Annotated in this window: 24 protein-coding genes and 4 tRNA genes; 12 read left to right on the top strand and 16 right to left on the bottom strand. The window is 50.7% G+C overall.

Annotated features, from left to right (window positions below; all coding sequences use genetic code 11):
* The first annotated feature begins 169 nt into the window (after positions 1–169).
* Complete coding sequence (locus QZT18_RS05370) at positions 170–1,006, top strand: sugar phosphate isomerase/epimerase (protein ID WP_294145310.1); 837 nt, start codon at positions 170–172, stop codon at positions 1,004–1,006.
* Positions 1,007–1,223: 217 nt separating this feature from the next.
* Here the strand turns inward: QZT18_RS05370 and QZT18_RS05365 are convergent.
* Positions 1,224–1,296, bottom strand: a tRNA-Thr gene (locus tag QZT18_RS05365).
* 197 nt (positions 1,297–1,493) lie between these two features.
* Positions 1,494–1,748: a hypothetical protein gene (locus QZT18_RS05360; protein ID WP_294145308.1), complete on the bottom strand. Its 255-nt coding sequence runs from the start codon at positions 1,746–1,748 to the stop codon at positions 1,494–1,496.
* Between the two features lie 177 nt (positions 1,749–1,925).
* Between QZT18_RS05360 and QZT18_RS05355 the strand changes: the two genes are divergently transcribed.
* Both QZT18_RS05355 and QZT18_RS05350 read left to right on the top strand, forming a co-directional pair.
* Entirely contained in the window at positions 1,926–2,351 is a 426-nt protein-coding gene (locus QZT18_RS05355; protein ID WP_294145307.1) for a MarR family winged helix-turn-helix transcriptional regulator, read from the top strand.
* 1 nt (position 2,352) lies between these two features.
* The gene (locus QZT18_RS05350) at positions 2,353–3,366 is read left to right on the top strand and encodes an amidohydrolase family protein (RefSeq protein ID WP_294145305.1); all 1,014 of its coding nucleotides are present in this window, start codon (positions 2,353–2,355) and stop codon (positions 3,364–3,366) included.
* A 175-nt stretch (positions 3,367–3,541) separates the two neighbouring features.
* Here the strand turns inward: QZT18_RS05350 and QZT18_RS05345 are convergent.
* The 3 genes from QZT18_RS05345 to QZT18_RS05335 all read right to left on the bottom strand — a co-directional run bounded on the left by QZT18_RS05345 (position 3,542) and on the right by QZT18_RS05335 (position 4,291).
* A tRNA-Ala gene (locus tag QZT18_RS05345) sits at positions 3,542–3,614 on the bottom strand.
* Between the two features lie 222 nt (positions 3,615–3,836).
* Positions 3,837–3,989, bottom strand: coding sequence for a hypothetical protein (locus tag QZT18_RS05340; protein ID WP_164516890.1), 153 nt, complete (start codon positions 3,987–3,989; stop codon positions 3,837–3,839).
* A 229-nt stretch (positions 3,990–4,218) separates the two neighbouring features.
* Positions 4,219–4,291, bottom strand: a tRNA-Ala gene (locus QZT18_RS05335).
* 197 nt (positions 4,292–4,488) lie between these two features.
* Between QZT18_RS05335 and QZT18_RS05330 the strand changes: the two genes are divergently transcribed.
* Together QZT18_RS05330 and QZT18_RS05325 are read left to right on the top strand one after the other, a co-directional pair.
* The gene (locus tag QZT18_RS05330) at positions 4,489–5,232 is read left to right on the top strand and encodes a M15 family metallopeptidase (protein ID WP_294145303.1); all 744 of its coding nucleotides are present in this window, start codon (positions 4,489–4,491) and stop codon (positions 5,230–5,232) included.
* A gap of 347 nt (positions 5,233–5,579) precedes the next feature.
* Positions 5,580–5,660 (top strand) — tRNA-Leu (locus QZT18_RS05325).
* Between the two features lie 188 nt (positions 5,661–5,848).
* Here the strand turns inward: QZT18_RS05325 and QZT18_RS05320 are convergent.
* The 3 genes from QZT18_RS05320 to QZT18_RS05310 all read right to left on the bottom strand — a co-directional run bounded on the left by QZT18_RS05320 (position 5,849) and on the right by QZT18_RS05310 (position 9,471).
* On the bottom strand, positions 5,849–6,394 hold the full coding sequence (locus QZT18_RS05320; protein WP_294145301.1) for a methylated-DNA--[protein]-cysteine S-methyltransferase: 546 nt from the start codon (positions 6,392–6,394) through the stop codon (positions 5,849–5,851).
* 11 nt (positions 6,395–6,405) lie between these two features.
* Positions 6,406–7,866, bottom strand: coding sequence for an AlkA N-terminal domain-containing protein (locus QZT18_RS05315; RefSeq protein WP_294145299.1), 1,461 nt, complete (start codon positions 7,864–7,866; stop codon positions 6,406–6,408).
* A 144-nt stretch (positions 7,867–8,010) separates the two neighbouring features.
* Positions 8,011–9,471 carry a GntR family transcriptional regulator gene (locus QZT18_RS05310; protein ID WP_294145297.1) on the bottom strand — a complete coding sequence of 487 codons (1,461 nt, stop codon included), beginning with the start codon at positions 9,469–9,471 and terminating at the stop codon, positions 8,011–8,013.
* 230 nt (positions 9,472–9,701) lie between these two features.
* On the opposite strand from QZT18_RS05310, the gene QZT18_RS05305 reads away from it, so the two are divergent.
* Entirely contained in the window at positions 9,702–12,140 is a 2,439-nt protein-coding gene (locus QZT18_RS05305) for a PAS domain-containing hybrid sensor histidine kinase/response regulator (RefSeq protein ID WP_294145295.1), read from the top strand.
* Between the two features lie 112 nt (positions 12,141–12,252).
* Here QZT18_RS05305 and ilvN read toward each other — a convergent pair whose 3' ends face one another.
* The 4 genes from ilvN to QZT18_RS05285 form a co-directional block, all read right to left on the bottom strand.
* Positions 12,253–12,744: an acetolactate synthase small subunit gene (ilvN, locus tag QZT18_RS05300; RefSeq protein ID WP_294145293.1), complete on the bottom strand. Its 492-nt coding sequence runs from the start codon at positions 12,742–12,744 to the stop codon at positions 12,253–12,255.
* 2 nt (positions 12,745–12,746) lie between these two features.
* Complete coding sequence (ilvB, locus tag QZT18_RS05295; RefSeq protein WP_366925801.1) at positions 12,747–14,519, bottom strand: biosynthetic-type acetolactate synthase large subunit; 1,773 nt, start codon at positions 14,517–14,519, stop codon at positions 12,747–12,749.
* Positions 14,520–14,616: 97 nt separating this feature from the next.
* Complete coding sequence (locus tag QZT18_RS05290) at positions 14,617–15,204, bottom strand: TetR/AcrR family transcriptional regulator (protein WP_294145291.1); 588 nt, start codon at positions 15,202–15,204, stop codon at positions 14,617–14,619.
* 155 nt (positions 15,205–15,359) lie between these two features.
* Positions 15,360–15,695, bottom strand: a complete 336-nt coding sequence (locus tag QZT18_RS05285; RefSeq protein ID WP_009295999.1) for a cyclic-di-AMP receptor — start codon at positions 15,693–15,695, stop codon at positions 15,360–15,362.
* A 474-nt stretch (positions 15,696–16,169) separates the two neighbouring features.
* Here QZT18_RS05285 and QZT18_RS05280 point away from each other — a divergent pair, with 474 nt between their 5' ends.
* Positions 16,170–17,555, top strand: coding sequence for a sodium-dependent transporter (locus QZT18_RS05280; protein WP_294145276.1), 1,386 nt, complete (start codon positions 16,170–16,172; stop codon positions 17,553–17,555).
* Between the two features lie 101 nt (positions 17,556–17,656).
* A complete protein-coding gene (locus QZT18_RS05275; protein WP_294145274.1) occupies positions 17,657–18,316 on the top strand; it encodes an HAD family phosphatase in 660 nt (219 codons plus the stop codon).
* On the opposite strand, the gene QZT18_RS05270 is transcribed toward QZT18_RS05275, so the two are convergent.
* From QZT18_RS05270 to QZT18_RS05255, 4 genes are all read right to left on the bottom strand, one after another.
* Positions 18,313–18,915, bottom strand: coding sequence for an ATP-binding cassette domain-containing protein (locus QZT18_RS05270; protein WP_294145272.1), 603 nt, complete (start codon positions 18,913–18,915; stop codon positions 18,313–18,315). The two genes, QZT18_RS05275 and QZT18_RS05270, sit on opposite strands and share 4 nt — an antisense overlap.
* 90 nt (positions 18,916–19,005) lie before the next feature.
* Positions 19,006–19,791, bottom strand: coding sequence for an ABC transporter permease (locus tag QZT18_RS05265; RefSeq protein WP_294145270.1), 786 nt, complete (start codon positions 19,789–19,791; stop codon positions 19,006–19,008).
* 32 nt (positions 19,792–19,823) lie between these two features.
* Positions 19,824–20,924 (bottom strand): ABC transporter substrate-binding protein, encoded by a 1,101-nt coding sequence (locus tag QZT18_RS05260; protein ID WP_294145268.1) that lies wholly within the window; start codon positions 20,922–20,924, stop codon positions 19,824–19,826.
* A gap of 387 nt (positions 20,925–21,311) precedes the next feature.
* A complete protein-coding gene (locus QZT18_RS05255; protein WP_294145266.1) occupies positions 21,312–22,220 on the bottom strand; it encodes a LysR family transcriptional regulator in 909 nt (302 codons plus the stop codon).
* A gap of 163 nt (positions 22,221–22,383) precedes the next feature.
* Here QZT18_RS05255 and QZT18_RS05250 point away from each other — a divergent pair, with 163 nt between their 5' ends.
* The 4 genes from QZT18_RS05250 (at position 22,384) to QZT18_RS05235 (ending at position 26,523) form a co-directional block, all read left to right on the top strand.
* The gene (locus QZT18_RS05250) at positions 22,384–23,214 is read left to right on the top strand and encodes a sugar phosphate isomerase/epimerase (RefSeq protein ID WP_294145264.1); all 831 of its coding nucleotides are present in this window, start codon (positions 22,384–22,386) and stop codon (positions 23,212–23,214) included.
* The gene (locus tag QZT18_RS05245) at positions 23,201–23,956 is read left to right on the top strand and encodes an SDR family NAD(P)-dependent oxidoreductase (RefSeq protein ID WP_294145262.1); all 756 of its coding nucleotides are present in this window, start codon (positions 23,201–23,203) and stop codon (positions 23,954–23,956) included. Before QZT18_RS05250 ends, QZT18_RS05245 begins: the two co-directional genes overlap by 14 nt.
* Positions 23,957–23,985: 29 nt before the next feature.
* Positions 23,986–25,065: a TRAP transporter substrate-binding protein gene (locus QZT18_RS05240; RefSeq protein WP_294145260.1), complete on the top strand. Its 1,080-nt coding sequence runs from the start codon at positions 23,986–23,988 to the stop codon at positions 25,063–25,065.
* A 375-nt stretch (positions 25,066–25,440) separates the two neighbouring features.
* Complete coding sequence (locus tag QZT18_RS05235; RefSeq protein WP_294145257.1) at positions 25,441–26,523, top strand: TRAP transporter substrate-binding protein; 1,083 nt, start codon at positions 25,441–25,443, stop codon at positions 26,521–26,523.
* Positions 26,524–26,564 lie beyond the last annotated feature (41 nt).

Raw genomic sequence — 26,564 nt, 5'->3', positions numbered from 1 at the left:
GAGTACAGGGAAAAGCTAAACAAAGCCGAATAAAGCCGAACAAAGCCAAATAAAGACGAACAGAGCCGAATAAAGACAAACAAAGCCGAACAAAACTGAATGAAGCCGTATCCGTTAAAATGCGGTCACGGAACTGAGGATGGGGATAAGCGGAGGATGGGGGTAAGCGATGGAAAATAAGAAAATTAAGCTGGGAGCGGTTGCCTGGGGACTTCCCGGAGGGGGCCTCTATGCAGCGAGGACTGCCAAAGAAGCAGGGCTTGATGGAATCCAGTTGGAACTGGGCAGCTATGAGGCAGGATATCCTCTGTCACAGAGAGAGGTGATGGAGGGATATCTGGAGGACCGGGAGCGTTATGGGATCGAATATCCGGCGCTTGTTTTAAACGACGTGATGGTCCATGAATTTATCCACGGCAGGAATACGCAAAACGGAGCGATTGCATACGATCAGATTGCTCTGGGGATTGAAACGGCCGGACAGCTGGGGATCGATCGGATTATGATACCCAACTTTCTCGAAAACCTGATTCGGAGTGAAGAACATACGGAGAATACGAAAGAGGCGCTGCGCTATGCCTGCCATGCTGCGGCTGCGAAAGGAATCCTGATTCTGACGGAAAATGCACTGGACTCAGAAGCCCAGATACGGATGCTGGAGGAGCTGAATGAGCCAAATCTGAAGGTTCACTTTGATACACAGAACTTCAAATTTAACTTTGATATGGATCAGTGTGAACAGCTCCGGGGACTGTATTCGTGGATGGACAGCGTACTTCATACGAAGGACGGGATAGAGAATCCGGGGGACCGGCTGCTGGGGCAGGGAAATACCGAATTCTTCGGTCAGATGCGGTATCTGAGGCAGCAGGGCTTTGAGGGATGGATTGTCACGGAGAATTATTATAACCTGATGCCTCTCCGCGCCGAAGCGCCGGAGAACCGGCAGATGGAACTGCTCAGGAGAGATATGGAAACAATACGCAGGTGCTTTGAGCAGTATTAGCAGGTTGGACAGGATATTGAGCTGCATATGCTGATTTTCCAAATGAAGCAGGGTACTTAGAAATAGGTATCCTGCTATTTTTTGTGCTGTATTTGTAGAAATGATGATTTTCCGCGTTCACCAAATGTTAGTCAATCAGAAAAAAGTTCAGCGCGGATCATAGTCCAAGAATTTAAAAACATCAAAAAAACCCTTGAAAATTCAAGGGTTTTAATCGAGCTGCTGACGGGAATCGGACCCGTGACCTCCGCACTACCAATGCGACGCTCTACCGACTGAGCCACAGCAGCATCTGACGTTTAAGCCTTGACTAGTGTACCACGGGATGACGGTTTTGTCAACTATCTAATCCGCTTGTGACAGAAAAATCTTGAAGAAAATATGGCCGAAAGAGGATACATCCCCTGTATCTGATTCCGGTCTTGAAGAACATTTTTGGCGATACCGGAGGGGAATGCTTTCCGGGACAGCCGGTGAGTTGGGATGCCTACACAAATGTAATATTGGTAGTATAGGCTTTACCGCCAATCGGCTGATGCATCTCGATAATGGCAAAGTGAGAGGAAAGATTTTCCTTTAAAGGTTCTGCAATCGCTGCAAAACGGTAATTTGTGCCGTTGACAACCTGTTTGGCCACGGCCAGAGGCTGATAAAAATAATCCTCATGTTTTCCGATTGCATTATAGAAGATAAAAGAATCATAAGGGGTAAGATAGGACTGGAAAGTCCAGCTTCCGGGCATAACGGTACCTCGATGATATAATTTAATACATTATATGCGTGAGCGCCGGAGAAGGAAACGGAAAAGACGGCAGCGGAAGAATAAAGCATATGACGGCTTGACTTTCCATAGGTTCCTATGATAATATACATAGGAGCCTATGGAAAATAACAGTTTATGATAGAGGAGGGATGCACCGTGAAAGACGGAAAAATTGCAATTCTGGTGAAAAAGGCAAATCTGAAGTTTGACAAAATATCAAACCGGATGCTGGCAGGCTATGGCCTGACCCATACCCAATTTAAAACCCTGATGTTCTTATATAAGAATCCGCCGCAGACAATCCGGCAGATTGATATTGAAACTTATTTTTCAATGTCCAACCCGACGGTGACCGGAATCCTGCAGAACCTGGAAAAGAACGGAATGGTGGAAAGAGTAGTGAATCCCGCGGACAGCAGAAGCAAGGTGGCGGCCCTGACCGGAAAGGCCGAAGCCATGCGGGAGGAACTGCTTGCCCTTGCCGACCGGCTGGAGAATGAATTGACCAGGGAACTGTCAAAAGAAGAGCAGGAACAACTTGCCCGGCTTCTGGAGAAAATGATGGATGGGAAGGAGTCATAATATGAGATTAATTGCGTTAGAGGAACATTACAGCAGTAAGAAGGTAGAAAAAGAGTGTGAAAAGTATGCGGTCAAGAGGGAGAACGGAAAAGCCGCAGATGAAACCCTGAAAAAGTTTTATGCCTCGTTCCAGCAGACTACGGGCAGGGCGCTGGAGGACATCGAAGAGATGAGACTGCCCTTTATGGATGCCCACGGTATCTCAATGCAGGTTTTGTCTTACAATACTTCGATTCCGCAGACGCTGCCGGCCGATGCGGCTGTCGGTATTTACCAGATGGCGAATGATATTATGGCGGAGCAGATTGCCGGACATCCTGACCGGTTCTGCGGCTTTGCGGCCCTGCCCATGGCGGATCCAAAGCGTGCGGCCGGGGAACTGGAACGCTGTGTCCGCGGGCTTGGATTTCGCGGAGCGATGCTGAACGGTAATTTCAACGGCCATTTTTACGATGAAAAGCAGTTTTTCCCTATTTTTGAAAAAGCGGCGGAACTGGATGTGCCTGTCTATTTCCATCCGTCTTTTGTTCCTCCATTCATTTCCGATTATTACTATAAAAGTGAGAACTGGTCCCCAGTCGTGACGGGTGAGTTTGCGTCGGCGGGATTTGGATGGCACATGGACATCGGAATTCACGTGGTGCGGATGATTCTTTCCGGCATCTTTGACAAACTGCCGGGACTAAAGCTTATTTCCGGCCATTGGGGCGAGTTTGTTCCCTGTTTTCTGGAACGGATGGATGCAATACTGACCCAGGATAAAACGGGGCTCAATAAAAAAATATCAGAATATTATAAAGAACATATTTTTCTTACTCCAAGCGGTATTTTATCGGAAATGCAGTTGGAATACTGCGTAAAATTAATGGGAGCATCCCACATACTCTATGCAGTGGACTATCCGTATGTAAAACCGGAAAATGCAGGTGATTTTCTGATGAATTCAAACCTGGATACGGAGGAAAAAGAGATGATATCCCATCGGAATGCGGAGCGGCTTATGAAACTGGGCTGAAGCGGGAATGATAAGCAGGAGGAATAGCAAACAGTGGGAAAACGGTTAAACCGTACTGTGTTAACCTTCACTAAAACAGAGGCAGAACGCACGAAATCCGAACTCTGATGAGTTCGGATTTCGTACATTGGCTGACCGATTAAAAAGTACGCGGAGCGTTCTTTCTATTGTTTAATGGAGACAACGGGATTCGAACCCGCGGTCTCTGCGTTGCGAACGCAGCGCTCTCCCAGCTGAGCTATGTCCCCATGTGCTCAATTATATCACAGACAAAAAAGAATTCAATATATACTTCAAAAAAATCAGAAAAAAACAAGTTTTCTTTTCATCCGGAAAAAGGAATGGCGTCTTCCAATGCTGCGGATTTCGGCTTGTGTCAGAGGCAGGCACGGCAAAAACCGGTTCCCAGGAGCTAAAAGTCACTGGAAACCGGCTTTTTTTGTAATGGTGGGTCTTGCTGTCTGTTTTGCCTAATTGCCTCCAGGGCCGTCCTTACGGGGACGCTCTGATTCAGGAAGCGGCTCAGTGGAAACCGGAAGTTCATCCGGAACCTCATACGTTGCGTTGGAAGATTTGGGCATATCTATTTCGGGGATATTGCCGTCGTCATATAAATTTCTCAATGCATTCACCATCCTTTCCATCTGAAAATATTTTTTCTGATGTTCTTAATAGTATCTGCGAATGCGGAAAAACTATTCGGACAGGGGGAAATGGCGCTGATTTCCAAACGGCTTTAGCGGCACAATTCCTCTGCGCGGCATGTGCATCCTCGCGGAGCGTTTTTGATTCATAGGACGTAATTTCCTATGAATTAAAAAAGGTCTGGTAATTTTACCAGACCTTTTGAAGTGGAGCATACGGGATTCGAACCCGTGACCTTTTGAATGCCATTCAAACGCGCTCCCAGCTGCGCTAATGCCCCGTGATGAAATTGTCTCTATCAATCAGACAGCAATATTGTACCATAAAATGATCCAAAAGGGAAGAGTGTTTTTATATTTTATATAGTTTATATTTTCTGATAAATTAAGAAGATTTTTGATGTCAAAAAACGGCTCCGTAAGGGGAAGGGACAATCCTACGCCTGTCTGCATATGATACATAAAAAAGGCAAAGGTCATGAAAGATATTAAATTGTGTCATCCACAATTACAGATAAAAGCGGCGCGTCTTTTAGAGGCGTGCGAAAAGCAGGGACTGAAGATTAAAATAGGGGAGACGCTGCGGACCAGGGATGAGCAGGATGCTCTGTATGCCCAGGGACGGACAAAGCCGGGAAGTATTGTAACAAACGCTCCGGGAAGCAGTTACAGCTCCTACCACCAGTGGGGAACGGCCTTCGATATCTACCGGAATGACGGGAAGGGAGCTTATGATGAGTCCGGAGACTTTTTCACCAGAGTCGGACAGATTGGGAAGTCCGTCGGACTTGAGTGGGGAGGCGACTGGAAGAGTATTGTAGATAAACCGCATTTCCAGCTTCCGGACTGGGGCAGCAGTACGGCTGGAATTAAGAAAAAGTACGGAACACCCGATGTATTTATGAAAACATGGATTCCGGTACAGCCCGGCGGAGCCGGAGCAGACTGGGAACACGACGGTCAGGGACGGTTTAAATACCGCAAAGAGAACGGCAGTTATGCCGCCGGAGAATGGCAGCAGATTAACCGGCGCTGGTATTTGTTCGGTGCAGACGGATATATGCTGACCGGATGGCAGAAGTGGAACGGCCGGGTAGTGGGAAAAGACGAACAGGGCGACTGGTATTACTTTGACGAGACGCATGGCGGTCCCTTAGAGGGAGCCTGCTGGCATGAGCGTCCGGGAAACAAAGGGGCGCTGGAAATCTGGCAGACGGAATAGAAAGAAAGTTACGGACAGAGGAATCTTACAGACAGAGGAATCCGGCAGGAGGGAATCCTGCCGGAGGAGTATGAAAAAGTATTACTGCAGGTCCTGCCTGCTGATTCTTATGATACATAAAAAATGTGTTGAAAGTTTGGCGTCTTTGTGAAAAAAGTGTGAAGCCGGATGAAAAGCCGGAGGGCAGAACTGGCCCCCTCATTCAGAACCGAAGTCCCCATTTATCCCCGGATCCTTCGCCCGCCCCCATCTTCATATTTTGATTGACAAAGCCAATAGATTTCTTATATAATAATAATGCTGTTTTAAAGGTGGGAAATGCATTACCTGCATTTTTACACCGTTGAGCGGGTGTGGCGGAATTGGCAGACGCGCTAGATTTAGGTTCTAGTGGAAACCCCGTGCAGGTTCAAGTCCTGTCACCCGCATGAATAAAACTTCCGGTACCAAGGAAAATACAGAATGGAGAATCCCACTGGCGGGATTCTCCATTCTGTATTTTGTGCGTGATATCCGCCGGAACATGCTGTTTTGGCAAATTCTAAACAACTGTAATATAATCCTTTTTACGTCCGGCGGCTTCGGGCAGGCCGCAGTCCGGATATCCATACTCTTTTTATAAGGCCGTCCCCTTTTCCGGTATAAAAAACCGGGACAGATCGACCCCTTCCAATTCCAGCAATTTTATTTTCGTTGAAATTCCTCCGGCGTATCCGGTCAGGCTGCCGGTTGAGCCCACAACACGGTGGCAGGGGATGATGATGGAGATTGGGTTATGCCCGACCGCACCGCCTACCGCCTGGCCGGACATGGTTTTCCTACCCATTTTGGCGGCCATCTTTTTAGCTATGTCTCCGTAGGTGACAACTTCCCCATAGGGGATTTCACATAGAATACTCCATACGCCCCGACGGAATTCTGTGCCGATGGGAGCTAAGGGCAGTTCGGAGACGGCGGGCTTCTCACCTGCAAAATACCGGTCCAGCCAGTTCTTTGCCGCGGTGAATACGGGCATGCCGTCGTTTGCCTCCATCGGCCCGGGGACGGATTTTCCATGGTATTTTTGTCCCGCTATCCATAGTCCGGCAAGATGGCTGCCGTCGGCGTCGCAGGCAAGGGTGAGGATTCCTGCGGGGGATGTGTAGTTTGTCGAATAGTACATTTTAAACCTCCTTATAGTGTATTCCACAGATTGACCGTGGCATAGCTGCGCCATGGCCTCCAGGCTTCCGCCATTTCAAGTAATTCCTTCGGGGTGTGGCCGGGAAGGGCTTTTTTGACGCCTGCGTCCGTTTCGAGGAACGCGTCGGGCCATTCCATTGCACGCATGGCAATGTACTGTGCCGTCCAGTTTCCGATCCCGCGCAGCGCCGTCAATCTTTTCATCTCTTCCTCCGGCCGGGGGCAGAGGTCAAGATCAATCTCTTTATTTACCAATGCCCGCGCCAGCTCCAGAATGGTGCCGGACCGTGCGGAGGTGACGCCCAGCACGCCGAGGCGGTTTGAAATATCTCCGCCCATTGCCAGGATATCCTCCGGCGTTGGAAAAAGATGGGTCAGACCCTCGATTCCGGTCCGGCAGGGCGTTCCATAGGCGTGAACAATTCTGCCAGCCAGCGTGCCTGCCGCTTTCACCGTAATCTGCTGTCCGAGCACGGCTCTTACGGCCATCTCAAAGGCATTGAAACAGCCGGGAACACGCGTACCGGGAACGCAAAGATTTGGACGTATATTGTTCATAACGCGGAGTGTTTCATAGACCGCATCCGGATCGCAATACAGATCAAATAAATGGCGTACCCGAGCCAGAACCTGTGAGAGCACGGGCAGCAGGGATTCGCTCACGGTGATGCTCAGTGCGTTTTTCTCCGGCCGGTGGCCGACTCTCAGCCAGCCGGAGAACGGTTTCCCCTCCGCGTTCTCCAATCGAACGGTGCGCAGATACTCACCTTCCCTTACGCTTTCAATACCGGAGATTGCGCGGCGGCCGAGAAAATCAAGCATCTCTTCCCAGGGATAGGGAGGACGGTAGCCCAGCGCGAGCGTAAGGTTTCCACTGTGATTTGCCCCCTCCGTACTCCGTTTCCGAAGAGCGGTGGGAGTTAGATGATACTGCTTTTTAAACAGGTCGTTGAAACGCCGCAGACTGCCGAAACCGGCCGCCATGGCCACATCAAGGACCGGCAAATCCGTGTCTGTGAGCAGGTTCTTAGCGAGAAGAAGTCTGCAAGTCTGCAGATATTGAACCGGGGAGACGTGATACTCTGCCGTGAATACGCGCCGTAAATGTCTGCCGGTGCAGCCGAGCTTTCCGGATATTTCTTCCAGGTTCAGTCCGCTTCCACAGTCTCTTTCAAACATCCGGGCGGCCCGGTAAACAAGATTGGCGGATGCGTCCGTGACGGAAGCGCCGGGAGCAAGTTCCGGCCTGCATAAAAGGCAGGGGCGGTAACCGGCTTTTTCGGCTTCCGCGGCGGTCCGGAAAAAGGTGCAGTTTCCGGGTTTCGGCTGCTTTGCCCTGCATACGGGGCGGCAGTAGATCCCAGTAGTCGAGATGCCGACGAAAAACCGGCCGTCAAACCGGGCGTCCTTTGCCTTGAATGCAGCGTACAGGCTGCTGTCGTTGTCTGTCATGATTTTCCATCCTCCCGTAATCAGCGCCCGAATTTCTGCGGCGGCCGCAGAACCAGGCATGCGCAGGTATAATGTCCGCTCTGTGCTCATTATACCATGTCATCCGTTCTTTGCTCGCCATTTTCGGACATCCTTTTTTGCTGCTCATTCATCTGTGAGGATAAGACGGATCGACGGTGAGAGCCGCAGTTCATCCGGTTCAAAGCCAACACGGAGGAGATACTGTTCCAATAGTTGAAATTGATAAGTGCTCGTTTCTTTCATGCATCGGCCGCATTGGATAAAATCCTTCTGTTCAAGATATACAAGCATCGTTTCTGTAAAAACCCTGAGCTCTGAATCCAGTTTTTCCGTCTTTTCCTGATATCCTTTTAAGGAATACCCCCAGAGAAACAGACCGAATATCTTCGAATAGATTTCCCTGATTCCGTTTAAGGGACTGTTCCGTGAGATACAGAGAAGCAGATGCCAGGGCGTGAGTCCGCAGAGTCCGTCTTCCAGGTTTTTCCCGAGACGTTCTTTTAAACGCCCGCGTCCTTCATCGGTAAGAGCCAGGAGAGTTGCTACCGCCGCTTTTTCGCAGGAATAGATAATCAATTCATAGGACTGGACAAAGAACGCCAAATTACGCCGGACGGCGGGCACGGAAAAGTCGGGCATATTGCACTGCTGTCCAATCGAAAAGACCCGGGTGCCGATCCCATTGACGGATTCGGCTGCTCCGGTCTGGTTCAGGACCAGGATGGTTCTGCGGATCGTGCTGAGTGAAACGCCATATTTTTTTGCCATTTTTTCATAAGAAGGAAGGTACTCGGTCTCCCTGTATTCTCCAAGGTAGATTTCAAAGAGGAGACGTATGGCCAGACTGTAACAGACCTGAGGCCGTCCGCGGTAAATACGCCAGACAAAGGGAGTCTGTTTTTCAGAAGGAAGTGTGTATTGCTCCATATACCGGAGCGCCTGTTCCATTGAATCACTCTGGTGTTTCAGAATGGCGTCGTGCAGCCCCGTCCAGTCCCGCATCTTTTTATAGCTGATAATCTCTTCGATTCCCTCCCGCAGTAACTTCTTATTGTAAAAGTCATCTCCGCCTTTTTCGCCGATAAACATGAGTCCCATAAACATCGATATTTCCCAGAAGAGGTTCATCGCCAGGGGATTGTCCAGTTTTTGCAGCACATAGCAATAGAAATAGAGCAGATCGTCTGCCTGTGCACGCTCTATGTAACGCGAAAGATGCAGGAAACCGGCGTCATCCATCCGCCGGAAGGACTCGACGAAGAGGGGGACTAAGATCAGCTCCGCAGTTCGGCAGAGATCGGGAAATGCAGACCGGCGCTCCGAAAAGAAGCGGAGGGCAAAATCAATCAGCTCCTGTCTGGTCTGCCTGAATATAATCCTGGTGGATCTGCCATTTCTCATGGAGATATAACCCTCGGAGCGCAACTGCCTCAGAGCGGTTTTCACGGTCTGGGGGCTGACGCAGAACTGCCTGCACAGTGTGTCGATCGATGGAAGGGCATCCCCGTATTTATAATATTCAAAATGGATACGCATGAAAAAAAATTCGTAAATCAGGCTCGATATCTGTTGTTCTTTTTCCATTTTATCAGGCTCCTGTATTTTATCGGTATGCCTTTTATTCTATCATTTCCCGCAAGGAATTGCCATAAGCTGGTTGTGAAGTTTTAACGGATATGGTATATTGTAAACAGTCGAACATGAACAAGGTGGAACCGCCGATACAGCGGCCGCTGCGTTTAACGGACGCCGAAATTTTAAAAGTTAAGGCATCATTCTAAATAACAATTCTCAGGGCCAGGAGGAACTAGATAATGAGTGAACGGGAAACAGAGATTTCATCGGGAAGCAGTGAACTGCAGACGGCGTCGGCCGAGTATGAGTATCACACGCTGATGCGCCTGATGGGAGTCAGTGTGAGCAAACATCTTCTGGATGAACATTTCACACTGATTTGGGCAAACGAGTTTTACTATAAGTTTATCGGCTGGAATAAGGCCGATTATGAGGCGGAGTTTCATAACAGGCCGGATCTCTTTTACGCAAAATACGACCCGGAAGAGTGGAGACGCCTTACGGAGACGGTCGGGGATGCGCTTGCCAATCACCGCGACGGTTACCAGCTTCTTTCACGGATGCAAAGGAAAGACGGGAACCGGTTGTGGATACAGTTCTCCACGCAGTTTTCGGAGGAGTATGTAAACGGTTATCAGGTGGCTTATACGGTCATGACCAACATTGACGAGTTGATCCGGGTCCAGAAAGAACAGTCGGTCACTTACGAGAGTCTGCCCGGTTTTGTAGCAAAGTACCGGATTGACAGAGAACTTAATATGACGCTGCTGGAGGGCAACAGCCGGTTTATGGAATATTTTCTGGAGGTTGAAAACGGGAAGGCGGAAAGCCTGCACAGCCGCAATATAGAAGACAATATGACCGCCATCCGGGAAAACCGCGAAAAACTTCTGGCAGGCGAAGCTGTCCATTTTGTCATGTGCGTAAAGAGCAGAAAAGGCCAGACGCTGTGGCTTCAGGTCAACGCCACCTGTGTGGACTGGCAGGACGGCTGTCCCGTTTATCTGGCTCTTTTTATCGACATCACCGATGTGACCGAACTGCGCCGGATGCAGGCGAAGCTGACGGAACAGGCGGAAGCGCTGAGAGACGCGCTGACCGTGGCGGAACAGGCCAACCATGCCAAATCGGATTTCTTATCCCGCATGAGCCATGAGATCCGGACCCCCATGAACGCGATTATCGGCATGACAACGATTGCCGGAGCATACATAGACGACAAACAGAGGGTGGCCGACTGCCTGAAAAAAATCGGCTATTCCTCAAAGCACCTGATGGCCCTGATCAACGACGTACTGGATATGTCTAAGATTGATGAGGGAAAGATGAAGATAGCACATGAAAATTTTGATTTGGAGAGCGCGGTGGAGTCTATGACCTCCATTATCTACCCGCAGGCCACTGCCAAAGGACTGGATTTTACGGTGCCTTTCGTGGAACTGAGCGATACGGTTCTGAAGGGGGATGCCATGAGGCTGAACCAGGTGCTGTTGAACCTCCTGTCCAACGCAATTAAATTTACGCCGGAGGGCGGTTCCGTCCGGCTGGAGATACAGCAGGTAAGGCGCCTCGATAACCAGGTCCGCCTGCGCTTTATTGTCAGCGACACCGGAATCGGAATGAGTAAGGAATTTCAGGGACGTCTTTTTAACCCGTTTGAGCAGGAAAGTGTGGCTACCGCACGGAAATTCGGAGGCACCGGACTTGGCATGCCGATTACAAAGAATCTGGTCACCCTGATGGGAGGAACGATATCCGTAAAAAGTGAGTCTGAAAAGGGGAGTACCTTTACGGTAGAGATTGATTTTGATTTGCCGGAGGCCAGGGGCAGCGTATCTGCCCAGAGACATCCGGCGATGGAAACCCTGAAGGTTCTGGTGGCGGACTATGACCGGGACAGTTGTGTCCACACCTCAAAACTTCTGAAGAATCTGGGAATTTGGTGCGACTGGGTGCTCACAGGCGAAGACTGCGTACAGAAAATCAGGAGTGCAAGCGGTTCGGGAGAAAATTATGACGTCTGCTTTATTGACTGGAAGATGCCGGATCTGAATGGAATAGAAGTAACACGGCGCATCCGGGAGATTGTGGGAACGGATACGACGATTATTATCATTACCGCCTATGACTGGAGCGCAATAGAAAAGAGCGCCCGTGAGGCGGGAGCCAACGCGTTTCTGTCAAAGCCGCTTTTTTCTTCCGTACTTTATAATACCTTACTTTCGGCGGCAGGAAACAGCGGAGCGCTCACGATGCCTGCATATGGCGTTCAGACGGACAGACCGGATCTGTCCGGCCATTATGTGCTGCTTGCGGAGGACAACGAGCTGAACCGGGAGATTGCCATGGAACTGCTTAAGATGGTGGGATTGACGGTGGAGTGTGCGGCTAATGGAAAAGAGGCCCTGGAGAAATTCCTGGCTGACGGCGGCCGGTTTGACCTGATCCTGATGGATATGCAGATGCCGGTGATGGATGGATATGAGGCGGCGGAAAGAATCCGGAAATCCCGGCATCCGCGGGCAGGGAGCATCCCCATTATCGCAATGACGGCCGACGCTTTTCATGAGGATGTTGTAAAGGCATCGGAGGCCGGAATGGACGGCCATCTGGCAAAGCCGATTGATTCGGATTTACTCTATCAGGTTCTGAGCGGGATTATCAAGGCAAAAGAATAACACGCCCTTTTAATAGAAATTCCGCGTTACCAACATACAGCAAAACAGGCTGCCCGGCAGGGCATACCTTTAACTCCGCAGCCTCGGCTGCGGAGTTAAAGGTATCGGGAAGCTATCTCTCAATGGCGGGGGCGGCCACATTTCCACCTCTGGCGATCTCAAACCGGTTGATAAAGCGGTTCTCCAGAAGGCGGATCAGCCCGTCGTTATTCTCTTCCGTATCCACACTCTCAAGCAGAACGGCCGTCGGCGTATAGTCGATTATTTTGACGCCGTAAACCTGGGAAATTCTGAAAATCTCCGTCATGTCGCCGTCTGAGCAGTTTTTAACCTTGATAAACATGAGTTCCCTGACATGAATGGCGATGTCGGTAAAATCCACGACCTTGATCACCTCAACACTGCGGTTGAGCTGCTTTTTTACCTGTTCAAACACCTTGTCGTCACTGGTGAGGCTCACGGTCATCCTTGATACGGTTTCATCCTCCGTCCTGCCGACGGTCAGGCTGTTCAGGTTATAGGATTTACCGGAAAACAGACCGGAAATGCATGCAAGGACGCCGATATCATTTTCTACGAACAGACAAATCCAACGTTTCTTCATTCTTATTTTTCCCCGCTTTCCAAAATCATTTCCTCATCTGCCTGAACTGTACCGCCATTTCCCCAAATCATATTCCCCAGCGCATTTCCCGGGGGAACGATGGGGAGGACGTTCATTTCACGTCCGATTATAAACTCTATGACGGCCGGGCCGTCCGTGACCCGTTTGGCGGCCAGCAGCGCGCTCTCTATCTCACTTTCATCGGTGACACGGATTCCAGCGGCGCCGTAGCTTTCCGCCAGTTTCATAAAATCCGGCGTATATCCGGGGCATTCTTCCCCGGGGGAGCTGCAGGAAGCGGGGCAGCTCTTCCTGCGGCGCATGCAGGTGGAAGAGTAGCGCCGGTCGAAGAACATTTCCTGCCACTGTCTGACATTACCCAGATAGCCGTTGTTCAGGATACAGATGATAATGGGAAGCTCGTATACGGCCGCGGTCGCCATTTCCTGGATATTCATCTGCATCCCCCCGTCCCCTGTAATAACGACGACGTCTTTGTCCGGATTGCCGAGCTTTGCGCCGATGGCGGCCGGAAAACCGTAGCCCATGGTTCCGAGTCCGCCTGAGGTCAGCATCTGCCTGCTTTCATTGAGATCCAGAAACTGTGTTGCCCAAAGCTGGTTCTGTCCCACATCGGTGGTGATGACGGCGCGCTGAAAAAGCCTGTTGACGGCCTCAATGATTTTCTGGGGAGTCAGGCCGGTCTGCCCCATGGAAAGGGGGCGGTTTTTCTTCCAGCCGCCGATCCGGGCGATCCAGGCCTCCGTGTCCAGGGGAGAGGCTTTTTCCAGCAATGCGCGGAGCGCTTCCTTTGCGTCTGCGACAATGGGAATGTCGACGGCAATATTTCTGGAAATGGAGGCGGGATCGATATCAATATGTACGATGGAAGCGTTTTTTGCAAATTCTTCGATTTTACCGGTAATGCGGTCGTTGAACCTGGTTCCGATGGAGAAGAGGAGATCACAGTGACTGACCGCCGAATTGGCGGCAAAGCTTCCGTGGATTCCAAGATTTCCGACGTACAGAGGATGGGAGGTGGGAACGGCTCCCCTGCCCATGATGGTGGTGATGACGGGAACCTTTGTAAGCTCGGCCAGTTCCGTCATCTCACGGGATGCGTGTGCGATCTGTACGCCTCCGCCGACGAGGAAGACGGGCCGTTTCGACTGCCCCAGCAGTTCTGCCGCCTTCTTTATCTGCCCCGCATGGACGGAGGTATTCGGCTTGTAGCCGCGGATTTCCACACTGCCTGGATAATCGGGGCTGCCCTGTTCCTGCTGGATGTCTTTCGGGAAATCGACGACGACAACCCCTGGTTTTCCGCTTCCGGCGATGAGGAAGGCCTTCTTAATAATTGCGCCCAAATCCTCCCTGCGCCTCACTGTGACTGCATATTTACAGATGTTTCTCGTAATTCCGACGATGTCCACCTCCTGAAACGCATCGTTGCCAATCAGGCCCACCGGAACCTGGCCGGTAAAGCAGACAAGGGGAACGCTGTCAAAGTTGGCGGTTGCAATGCCGGTGACGAGGTTTGTGGCCCCCGGGCCGCTCGTCACAAGGCAGACCCCTGTCTTGCCGGTGGAGCGGGCATATCCGTCGGCGGCATGAATCAGCCCCTGTTCATGGCGCGGAAGGATTACGTTAATATCTTCTTCCCCATACAGGGCGTTAAACAGGTCGATGGCCTGGCCTCCCGGATAGGCGAAGAGAACGTCGACATGCTCCGCCTTCAGGGATTTTACAAATAATTGGGCGCCTGTTATCATCATAGAATACCTCCTTTAATATTTGAATGCGTGTACTTGCTTGCATGAACCGCGTTTTTTTGGCACCGCCGTGCGGCAGTGCCTTGCCAATGCCTTACTGTTATATGGCTGATACCGTTGGAATGCCGTTAATCAATGTTTCAACGCTCTTTTTTACAAAATCGCTCCGGGAATCGGGAGACAGCTGATCCCCGAAAGAGGCTTTCAGAAACGTGTAGCCGAAAGTGGTGGAAAAGACCGTCATCGCCAGGCAGTCAAAATCCAGATGAGGCAGCTTCCCAAGCTCTTCCATCCTGACGAAATAGGCGGTGAGGGAGGAGAGAAAGGCCTGCGGTATTTTCATAATCAGGGGAGCCGCCTCCTCATAAAGCTGGGGCGCGCGCAGACCGATGGACAGGTTGACAAAATCGGGAGTGATTTTGTCCATATAGACGTTCATAAACATCTCCAGATCCGGCTGCAGTTCCCACACCACGTCCTTAAATACTTCAGGGGTCAGATTGCCCCGCCACTGTTCCTGCTCCATGCCGCTCAGCGCAATATCTTTTTTACTCTTAAACTTCCTGAAGAGGGTGCATTCGTTGACCCCGGCCGCCCTGGCGATATCCTTTGTCGTCGTAGCAACGTAGCCCTTGTCCCGGATCAGGCTCATCGTGGCATCAATAATTTTCTGGCTGGTTATATCCATATTCACTCCTAATGCAAGTACATGCTTTCATTTGATTTTACCGGGTTTCTCCGCGGCTGTCAATCCCCACCCAGCGGAAAACAGGCCGGATGAACGGCATGCTGTTCATTCGGCCTGTTTCCGGTACACATCAGTCATACCGCATCGCGGTATGGTTAAAATTTCTGGAAATCTTCTACGTTCATGACAAAGATTGTGGAACCGCCTACCTTCATATTCATCGGAACCGTCATATTGACGGTTGGACAGCAGTTTCCGGCCATAGTTGGTGGTGTGTAAACCAGTTGTTCTCTTGTACCCGACATCTTCTTGATAATGGTAATCGCTTCCTCCACACGGCTGTCGTCAACGCCGAGCATCAGCGTCGTACTTTTCTTCTTCAGAAAACCGCCCATTGTGGAAAGTTTTGTAACAAAGAAAGAATTCTGGTTCAATTCGTAAACTAAATCATCCGCATCTTCGCTTCCGATAATTGCCATAATCATCTTCATAATCAGCACCTCCTAACTCACTATTGTTACTATTTTACCATTAAATCATGAAAATGGGAATAAAAAATTGATAAAAATTTATCTCTATTTAAATTTATTGAGATTTCACTGAATATACGGCGGGAAAAAGACGGTAAAACCGGGCTTTCTACCGGAAAAGGATAAATATCCGCATTGGAGAAGGATTGCCGGAGAGAAGAAAAAATATGCGGCCGGGGAGAGAAATGTTCAGAAAACGTATGCAATGCAAAGACAATACTCCGTGCTGAAAAGACAATGAATATCCTCAGGTTATACCTCCGATAACTATTTCGTATGTCTGGGACGGCGGCTGAAAATGGACTTTTAAACGGAAATCTGATATTATAGCAGACGTGCGTCTGTTTGCAGGATGTTTTTCCCGGGAGTACAAAAAGAACGGGAATGAATGCGGCGGAGAAACAAAACAAACTATGTTCAGGGGGTATGATTATCATGAGTCAGAGAAGAGGCCAGTGGGCCAGTAACCTGGGTTTTATACTGGCGGCGGCGGGTTCTGCCGTGGGTCTGGGAAATATCTGGAAGTTTCCGGGAAAGACGGGAGCATACGGGGGAGGCGCTTTTCTGCTTTCCTATATTGTGATTGTGGCTCTGATTGGTTTTCCGGTCATGCTGGCTGAACTTTCGATCGGGCGGGCCACCCAGAAGAATGTGGTGGGAGCGTTCCATCAGCTTAACAGGAAGTGGACCTTTGCAGGCGGAATCGGCGTATTGACACTTTTTGTCATTATGTCTTATTATAGTGTGGTGGGCGGATGGGTGCTCAAGTATGTCTTTGCCTATCTGGTGGAACCGGGCTTTGGAAGCGGAGCCGTGTCCTACCAGGAATATTTTGTGAATTTTATCGGTAAACCGGTGCAGCCCCTTGCATGGGGACTTGTATTTCTGGTGCTTTGCATTTATGTGGTGGTTAAGGGAGTTTCCGAGGGAATCGAGAAAGTCAGCAAGATTCTGATGCCGGCTCTGTTCCTTCTTCTGATTGCCTGCGCGGTGAGGTCCGTGACGCTCCCCGGCGCAAAAGAGGGACTTTCCTATATGCTCACCATCAAACCGGGCAGTTTTAACCGGGATACGCTGGTAGGGGCGCTTGGACAGGCCTTCTTCTCCCTTTCCGTGGGAATGGGTATCATGGTCACTTACGGTTCCTATGTGCCGAAGAAGGATAATCTCGTCAAGAGTGCGGCGTGGATTTGTGTGCTGGACACGCTGGTGGCCATTCTGGCCGCTTTCGCGATTGTCCCTGTCGTATTTGTCACCCTGGGAGCGGAGGGGCTCGGCATGGGCGGCGGTTTTGCCTTTATGGCCCTGCCGGAAGTATTTGACGGTCTTCCGGGAGGACGGATATTCGGCCTGTTCTTCTTCGTGCTCCTCTTTCTGGCGGCGCTCACCAGCGCTATCAGTATCCTGGAGAGCTGCGTGGCATTTATCACGGAAGAGTGGAAGGTGTCCAGGTTGAAAGCGACGGTTATATTGTCCGTGCCGATGACCGTATTAAGCGCCGGATATTCCCTTTCCCAGATGGAGTCGAGAAACATCAACCTGCCCTGGTTTGATTTTTCAAAGGGACTTCAGATGCTGCCGATGAATGCGGTGATGGAAAAGTTCACCGATAACCTGATGATTCCGGTGGGAGCGCTGTGCTTCTGTATTTTTGCCGGCTGGATCTGGGGGAAGGGCAAGGCATCCGAAGAGATTAGTTCAAGCGGAACCTATCCGTTCCGGCTCAGGAAAGCATGGGAATTTATCGTGCGCTTTGTGGCTCCGGCCGTTATCCTGCTGATTCTCTACTTTACCGTGGGAAAAGGCCAGGGACTTTCATAACCGCTTCGTTGGAATGCAGGTTTGATGTCAGGGACGTCCGGCCGCGGGCGGCTTCGGGACGATGGTCTGCGGGTCAGGCTCTTTAAACAGGAGGATTGTTAATGATTAAAAATATTGTATTCGATATGGGACGTGTTCTTTTAGACTATGAGGCGGCCAGAGTATGCTGGCAGTTTACAGACTCCAAAGAGGATGTGGAACTGATGGAAAAAGAATTGTTTTTTGCGGAGGAGTGGACTCTGCTGGACAGGGGAACCATTGAGGAGGATGAGGCGCTGAAGCGCGTGCAGGAGAGACTTCCCGATGAGCGGACAAGGGAACTGGCGCGGCTGAGCCTGGCTCACTGGCACGAGTTCAATATTGAGCCGAAACCTGGTATGGAGGAGCTTGTAAAAGAGCTTAAGGAAGCGGGGCTGTCCATTTATCTTTGCTCCAATGCCTCTCTGAGGCTGAGGGTTTTTGAAAACAGGATCCCGGGGATTAAATATTTTGACGGCGTTCTTGTCTCGGCGGAAGAGAAACTGCTGAAACCGGAACCGGAGATATTTGAACGCCTGTTTGAGAAATTTTCCATCCTGCCGGAGGAGTCCCTGTTTATTGACGATATCCAGGCCAACATAGACGGTGCGGCGGCCTGCGGAATGAAGGGATACTGTTTCGCGGACGGTGACGTCGGTAAACTCAGGGAATATCTGTTTACACGTGCAGTGGATCAGAACCAGGGATCGGAATTAGGGATTGGAACCAGGGATCGGAATTAAGTATCGGAACTAAGTATTTCACGCTGAATTGTAATAATTTTACCGCCCAGCAGGCCGGCATCGTTCCGGTCATGGGTGGATAAGAGGACAGGACGTCCGTCTGCTTTCTCCAGAAGGTAGCGGATGGCCCTGTCCTTTGTTTTTTCATCCAGACCGGTGAACGGTTCGTCGAAAATAAACATATCGCAGGGAGCCAGCAGGGCGCGCAGCAATGCGCAGCGCCTCTTCATGCCGCCGCTCAGGGTGGAGACGGGGCGGTTTAACGCCTCCTCGGGCAGCAGCCTTGCCATCTCTTTGAAAAGCCGGTCCCTGTCGGTGCGTCCGGGCAGGACGAGGGCGGTATTTTCCAGAGGGGAAAATTCGGGAATCAGCCTGTCCTCCTGAAAGACTGCGGAAAAACGGATTTTTTCAGGGGAGGAGGTGATTGTGCCGGAGTCGGGCTTTTCGAGTCCCAGGATCAGGCGGAACAGCGTCGTTTTGCCCATTCCCGAAGGAGCCATCAGGCAGCAGATGTCCGGGGATGCGATTTTCAGGCTGACGCCGGAGAGAACGGGCAGGGAGCCGTATGATTTTGTGATGTTGTCGAGTATCAGTTCCATTTAAAACCTCCTGATGTATGGATGTTTCGGTGATTACGGGACAGTCCGTAAAGAGCCGCACCGTATTGCACGGTACCGTACCGGGACGCATTATCCCTGTTTCTTTCTGTCCAGAGAGCCGATTAAGAGCAGGAACAGCCGCTCAAAGAAAAAGGTGACGGCGATAATCACAAGAGTCCAGGCAAAAAGCCCGGCCGTGTCGAGGTAAATCTTTGACATGTAGAGTTTTTCACCGATGGAATAGCTGGGAACGCCGATGACCTCGGCGGCAACGCCGGATTTGAAACTCATTCCAAGGGCCGTCCTTACGCTGGTCAGCAGATAGGGCAGCAGGGCGGGCAGATACACGGCCTTTACTTTCCGGAAGAAGGAGAGGCGGAAGACACGCGCCATCTCAAGCAGCTTGTCATCGGAGCTTTTGAGGCCCGACAGCGTTGCGGTGTACAGCATCGGAAGGACGATCGTGAATGCGATAAAGACGGACAGGTTTTCCGCGCCGGTCCAGATCAGGGCCAGGATGACAAAGGAGGCCACGGGGATGGACTTTAAGAGGAGCATCACCGGGGCCAGAAGTTCATCCAGGAATGGAAAGCGGAAAGCCAGGCAGCCCGTCAGAATCCCGCAGAAAAATGCGGCGGTAAATCCCGTGCAGATGCGCAGGGAGGACAGGCCGATGGTCTTCCAGAAATCAAATGTGCCGATCTGGGACGACAGGGAGGCCAGCACATCGGCCGGCCCCACAAACAGGATGGAATTATTGACTGCGGCTGACAAAACCTGCCACAGGACGAGCCAGAAAAGTAAGACTGCGGTTTTTCCGGCGATATTTTTACTGTTCGATTTTTCTGATGTCTTTCCGTTACTCTGGGTATTCATATTCTGCTGTCTCCGGATAGAAATTTCATTTTTTACTGTTTGGCTGTGTAATAGAAACCGTCGGCCGGGAGTTTGCCGCCTACGGATTTCGGATCCTGCTCATACAGGACATTCAGGTAACCGGCCAGGGCGGACTTCATCTCTTCGCCTTCAATAAAGGTGATGTTGCAGTAGGGCAGCGCTTTTTTGGCAATCGGGGCCTTTTCGATAATGCCTGCCTGAACAATCTGCTCGGCCGTGGCATCCGGGTTTGAAACGGCGGCCTCGGCGGAAACCTTGTGGTCGGAGAGGAATACCTTTACGGCCTCCTCATTCTGTTTCAGGAAATCATTGGTGACAATCGTAACGCCCGTCACAAGACGGCTGCCGTCTTCGCCCTGCACCTTATCCCACTCCGAAGTCAGATCAAGCACAATCTTAAGAGCCTCATTCTGGGCGCAGGCCACGGTTACAAACGGCTGCGGGAGCAGGCCGATGGCATCCGGTTTCTCTTTTAACACGGCGGCAACTTCGGCGGCCTCGGATTTATATTCTAATGTTACGTCGGTTTCGGCAAGACCGTTTGCCTTTAACAGGTATTTGAGCACGTAGTCGGGCGTCGTCCCCTTTCCGGTCAGATAGACGGTTTTGCCCTTCAGGTCGGCGACGGACTTGATGGAATCATCGGAAGAAACAATATAGAGCACTCCCAGTGTATTGATATCGATCACGGAGATGCCGCCTTCCGTTTTATTATACAGGACACTTGCCACATTGGCGGGAACCAGGGCGATATCCAGCTTGCCAGAGGCAATGGAAGCGACCAGTTCGTCGGCGGCGGTGACCATCTTGAAATCATATTGATTGGCGGAGGCGCCGGAATTCATCAGGGAGACAAGTCCCATGGAGGTAGGGCCTTTTAATGAGCCCACCCGGATGGCTCCTTCTGCCGTGCCGCCGGTAGTTTCCTGCGTATCTTCTGCCGGAGCCGTTTCTTCGTGAGCCGGTAAAGCTTCACTGCTTTCACCGGTTTCAGCCTGCGCCGCCTGGCTTTCGGCGGCCGTGGTTCCGGCGGTCCGGTTGTTGGAAGAGCAGCCTGCAAGGGAAGCTGCGGTCATGGCAAGAGCCATAAAAACGGGTAATAATTTTTTCATAATTGATTCAGTCCTCTCTTTTTTGTGGTATGGATAACTTGGGTTATCACAGCTCAAACCGAGGCAACTGACAGGGAACAGCCGGAAAAAGAAATCCGGGACAAACAGCGGGATTACAATTCACAGGCTTCCCCCTCAGCCGGTTCAGCCGTTTTGAAAAAACGGGCAAAGCTTTGGAGTGAGCGTGAAACAGTGTGCCGTTACGGCTGCATAAACTGTATGCGGCCGCGCCGTTACACCAGTTACTATACAGGATAGAGGGAGAAAAAACAAGGGTGTCCCTGGAAACTATAACGGAAAAACATATGCGTAAAACGAATACGTTATATTGGAATGTAATATTAGTATTTCCGCACCGGTTCCCCTATAATAGGGCTATGATGATCATCAGAAAGAACTGGAATGGGAGCCTCCTGCTTCCTCCATCCGGGCAATGACATAGTCTTTGAAATTGCGGACAAACGGCGGCAGGACCTCATTTTTGGGCCAGCATAAATAGAGAGGGCGGCCGAGCGACGACGATTCGAGAACCAGCGGGGTTACATTTAAAACCTGCAGCTCGGGAACGTGTGGGATGATTCCCACTCCCAGGCCGGAGGAAACGGCGGCGGCAATCATCTTCTCATTTTCCGCCTCCTGCAGAATATGGGGAGTGAGATGAAAACGTTCAAATATTCCATCGAGACAGTAACGGGTACCGCAGTTGCGGGTGTAGGAAATCAGCGGTTCTTCAAGCAGACGGGACAGCGTAACATGTCCGGCGCGTGAAAGAGGATGATTGTTCGGTACAATCGCGATCAGCTCCTCGTCGAACAGATGGTAAAATTCAATCTTATCGCTGGGAATCCTGGCGCCAAAGCCCAGGTCGATTACTTTCTGGTGAAATGCATTTTCCATCATGGCAGCGTGCTGATCGATAAACTCAAACTGGACGAGATGGTTTTCCGGGTTCTGATGGAAACCGTTTATCATATCCGGAATGAAATGGCTTTGAAGTGTGTAACCGACAGCCATACGGATTTTACCGCTGTTGGAATTTCGCATGCTGTGTATTTCCGAAGTTGCGAGATCGAGCTCACTCAGAATTTTATTGACATGGATCAGGAAACGTTCGCCGTATTCCGTAATCCTGATGCCGCGGCCAATCTTGTAAAAGAGAGGGGCATTAAGTTCGGCTTCCAGATCAGCGATGGAGTGGCTGAGGCTCGGCTGTGCAATCAGCAGCTTACGGGATGCTTTTGTGTAGCTCTCCAGCTCCGCAATTGTCTGGAAATAACGCAGTTGTTGAAGATTCATTTTCCTTCCTCCGTTTTGGATGAAATCGGCGCCCGAATTTCTGCGGTGGACGCAGAACCCGGCATGCGCCGGTACAATGTCCACTTTGTGTACATTATACCATAAAGCCGCGGGGAAGGTGAAGTCTTAACCTTAAGAAGATAGAGAAAAGAGGGATATAACAATGAAAACAAAATATCAGCTCGTACATCTGACCGATATTACCTGTCCTCCGCCGGAGATGATCCGGATTGCGGCCCGAACCGGCTATGATTCCGTCGCGCTCCGGACGATACCAATGGGCGTGGAGGGAGAAAAGACATTTGATATTACAAAGGACAGGAAACTTTTTTCGGAAATAAAGCAGGCCGTCCGGGAGACCGGGATTGAGATAGACGGGATTGAGAATACCAGGATTTTTGACGGCGTCGATATCAGGGAATATGAGCCGTGCCTGGAGGCGGCCGCCGAACTTGGCGTACGCCATGTCTTATCCAATATCTGGACCGACGACAAGGCATATTACACGGAAAAATTCTGTGAGCTCTGCGAGCTGGCGGGCAATTACGGAATTACAGTCAATCTGGAATTTGTTACCTGGTCCAGCGTGAAGAACCTGCGGGAGACAAAGGAGCTGCTTCTGGCTTCGGGCAAGAAAAACGCCGGCATTATTGTGGATACCCTTCATTTTTACCGCTCACGGGTTAATATAAACGAGCTGCCGGAGCTGCCGCCGGAATGGTTTGTCTGTGCGCATCTGTGCGACGCCGGTAAGGAAATTCCGGAGGATCGGGAGAGTCTGGTACATACGGGGCGTGCCGAACGGCTGTATCCGGGAGAAGGGGCGGTACCGATTCGTGACATTATTATGAATATTCCCAACCGGAATGTCATCCGGGGACTTGAGATACCAAATTTAAAACGGGTTGCACAGATGGGATACGAGGCGTATGCGGGGCAGGCGCTTAAATGGGCAAAGAGATGTATGAGGGAGGATGAAAATGAACAGATTTGATAAGAAAGTGGTTTTAATTACAGGGGGAGCAGGCGACATCGCGGCTGCGGCGGCAAAACGGCTGCTTTTAGAGGGCGCCAGGGTTGTGCTTACGGATTTATCGGAAGAGGGCCTGATGGAGACAAAAAAGAAACTGATGGAATCCGGTTTTGAGGACGGCAGGATAAAGGTGGTCCGGGGCAATGTGTGCGACTATGAGGACTGTGTGAAAGCCGCCGGTTTTACGGTAAAGGAATTCGGAAAACTCGACGTGCTGGTGGCGACGGCCGGCATTGTCCGCCATTATCCAATCGATGAAATGAGCGAGAAGGACTGGCAGGACGTAATCAATATTAATCTGACGGGAGTTTTTCATTCGGCAAAATCGGTAGTTCCGGTGATGAAAAGACAAAAGTATGGTAGAATTGTCCTGATATCTTCCCTTGGCGGCAGAACGGGACGTCCCGGAGTAGGAGTCAACTATGCGGCGTCCAAGGCGGCGGTAGTGGGAATGACACAGCTTCTCGGCTATGAGCTGGGGCCGTGGAACATTACGGTTAACAGCGTGGCGCCGGGGCCGATCAAAGGACGGATGTTCTTAACGCTTTCGCAGGATAAGATTGAAAAACTTTCGGAGGGCGTACGGATCCCGCGGCTGGGGGAACTGGAGGATATAGCGGCGGCGATTGCCTATCTTGGAAGCGATGACGCGGCCTGGACAACCGGAGAAATCCTGGATGTCAACGGCGGGCTGCAATATTAATATTTGTAAGGCACAGGAGGAGACTGTACATGAAAAAAACGGGTGTTATTATGGGGACATTACTGGCGGCGGGGATGGCGCTGTCGCTTTCGGCCTGCGGCGGAAAACTGTTCCAGGAGGAGACGGTTGCTGGAGCGCCGGGATTTGAACATCTGGACCAGGTGGTTCTGATCGGCGCGGATGCCAATGCCAAAGGGGCGGCCGGACAGATATTTTTTCAAAAAGTAGCCGAGAACGTGGACCGGATTACCGGAGGGAAACTGACCCTGGATCTGTTCCACAACGGGGAACTCGGCAATGACGAGGAGATTTTCCGTCAGATGCGGTTTAACGACATTCACCTGACCGTGTCCCAGACAGCGCCCGCCGTCTCCTTTGTTCCGGCGCTTGCGGCCCTGGATCTGCCGATGGCTTTTGCGAAATATGACGGAGACACGATTGACGCCGTATTTAACGGGAAGGACAGCGAATTCCACCGGAAACTGTCCGAAAGTTATGAGAAATCGGGCCTGCACCTGCTGGGCATCATGCAGAATGCAACGTACCGGCTGACCACAGCCAACCGGGATCTCTCCACACTTAAGGATTTTAAGGGGCTGCAAATCCGTACCATGGGCAATTCCAACCACATGGCATTCTGGACCGCCATCGGCGCGGAACCAACGCCTCTCGCATGGTCCGAGGTCTACTTTGCGCTGCAGTCGGGTACCGTGGATGCGCAGGAAAACGCGGCGGATACCATAGTGGGGGCGAACCTGTATGAAATCCAGAAGGTTCTGGCCTGCACAAACCATATCCTCTATGCAAACCAGATATGTATCACCCAGAAGGCCTATGAGGAGCTGGCGCCGGAATACCGGCAGGCGCTGGAACAGGCGGTGGATGAAGCGAATGCCGACATGCGCCGGATGCTTCTGGAAATTGACGAGACAAACAGGAAGACGCTCGAAGAGCACGGAATGAGGATTATCACATATGACGAAGCTTTTTTCGATGAGGTGCTGGCGCTCGACAGTGTGAAGCAGCTTTATAAGGAGATAGATGCATCCGTGGACGGCCTCGGAAGTATTTTACAGGATAGCCTGGAGACGGAATCAAAACGGGAATAATAGCGGACGGACAACGGGAAAGAGCTGCAAAATGACATGAAACACTATTGTGTTTGTGCCATTTTGCGGCTCTTTTTTGTTGAGTGGCAATGAAAAGTCCGCGAAGCGTACTTTTCGTTGTTTGGAGTACTTTGAAATATATTAAACGGCTTTTTGCGGATTCTTTATGATAAATTTAGATGTCTGTGCAAAGAAAAAGTTAAAGTTTACAGAAATCTATGCGAATTTTAGTGGTATTGCATGAAAATTCACCATTGGTATTTCCGAACTACATACACTATAATATCGGCATAATGGTCGGGTACAAACAGAACAGATTATAGAAAGTGTGAAAATCTCTGAAACGTAAAAAAATCCGACGGGAGGAAAATATAGATGAGAAGAATTCGCAGTTTTATGGGAGCCGCGCTTGCAGCGGCAATGGCAGTGTCGATTACGGCCTGCGGCGGTGTGGAAACCGGTACGGAACAGGAGATTAAGGGGACGCCGGGATTTGAGGATTTGGAACCGGTGGAACTGATTGGCGCCGATTCTATTTCAAAGGGAGCGGCCGGGCAGCTTTTTTTTGAAAAAGTAGCGGAAAATGTGGACCGTATTACAGGCGGAAAGCTCACCATCGATCTTTTCCACAATGGAGAACTCGGCAATGACGAGGAGCTGGTGCGCCAGATGCAGTATAATGATGTTCAGGTAATGGTTTCCCAGACGGCCCCGGTCGTGCCGTTCGTTCCGAGCCTGGCGGCGTTAGATCTCCCTATGGTTTTTGCAAAGTACGACGGTGATACCATTGACGCCGTGTTTAACAGCGGAGATTCCGAGTTTCACCAGAAGCTGTCATCGGGCTATGAAGAGGCAAAATTACATCTGCTGGGAATTCTGCAGAATGCGACCTACCGCCTGACGACCGCGGACCGGGATCTCAGCAAGCTTGCCGATTTTAAGGGGATGCAAATCAGGACGATGGGCAATTCCAACCATATGGCGTTCTGGACGGCGATCGGTGCGGAGCCGACGCCCCTCGCATGGTCGGAGGTCTACTTTGCACTCCAGTCCGGCATTATTGACGCCGAGGAAAATGCGGCTGATACGATAGTAGGAGCGAATCTGTACGAGATCCAGAAAGTATTGGCATGCACAAACCATATTTTATATGCAAATCAAATATGCATCAACAAGGAGGCTTATGACGGGCTTGCGCCGGAATATCAGGAAGCGCTGAATCAGGCGGTGGATGAAGCGCTTGCGGAGATGCGTCCCGTGATGCTGGAGATCGACGAAACGAATAAGAAGTTACTGACGGATAATGGAATGACAATTATCAATTATGATACCGGGTTTTTCGATGAAATTATGGAGCTTGACAGTGTGAAGAAACTCTATAAAGAGATTGACGGTTATGCAGGCGGACTGGGAACCGTTTTACAGAATTGCCTGGAAATGGAATCGGAGACGGAATAATAGCGGACGGACAACGGGAAAGAGCTGTAAAATGACATGAA

The organism is uncultured Clostridium sp. (assembly GCF_900547735.1).
Taxonomy (GTDB): Bacteria; Bacillota; Clostridia; order Lachnospirales; family Lachnospiraceae; genus Otoolea.
This window is presented reverse-complemented; position numbering and strand designations above follow the sequence as displayed.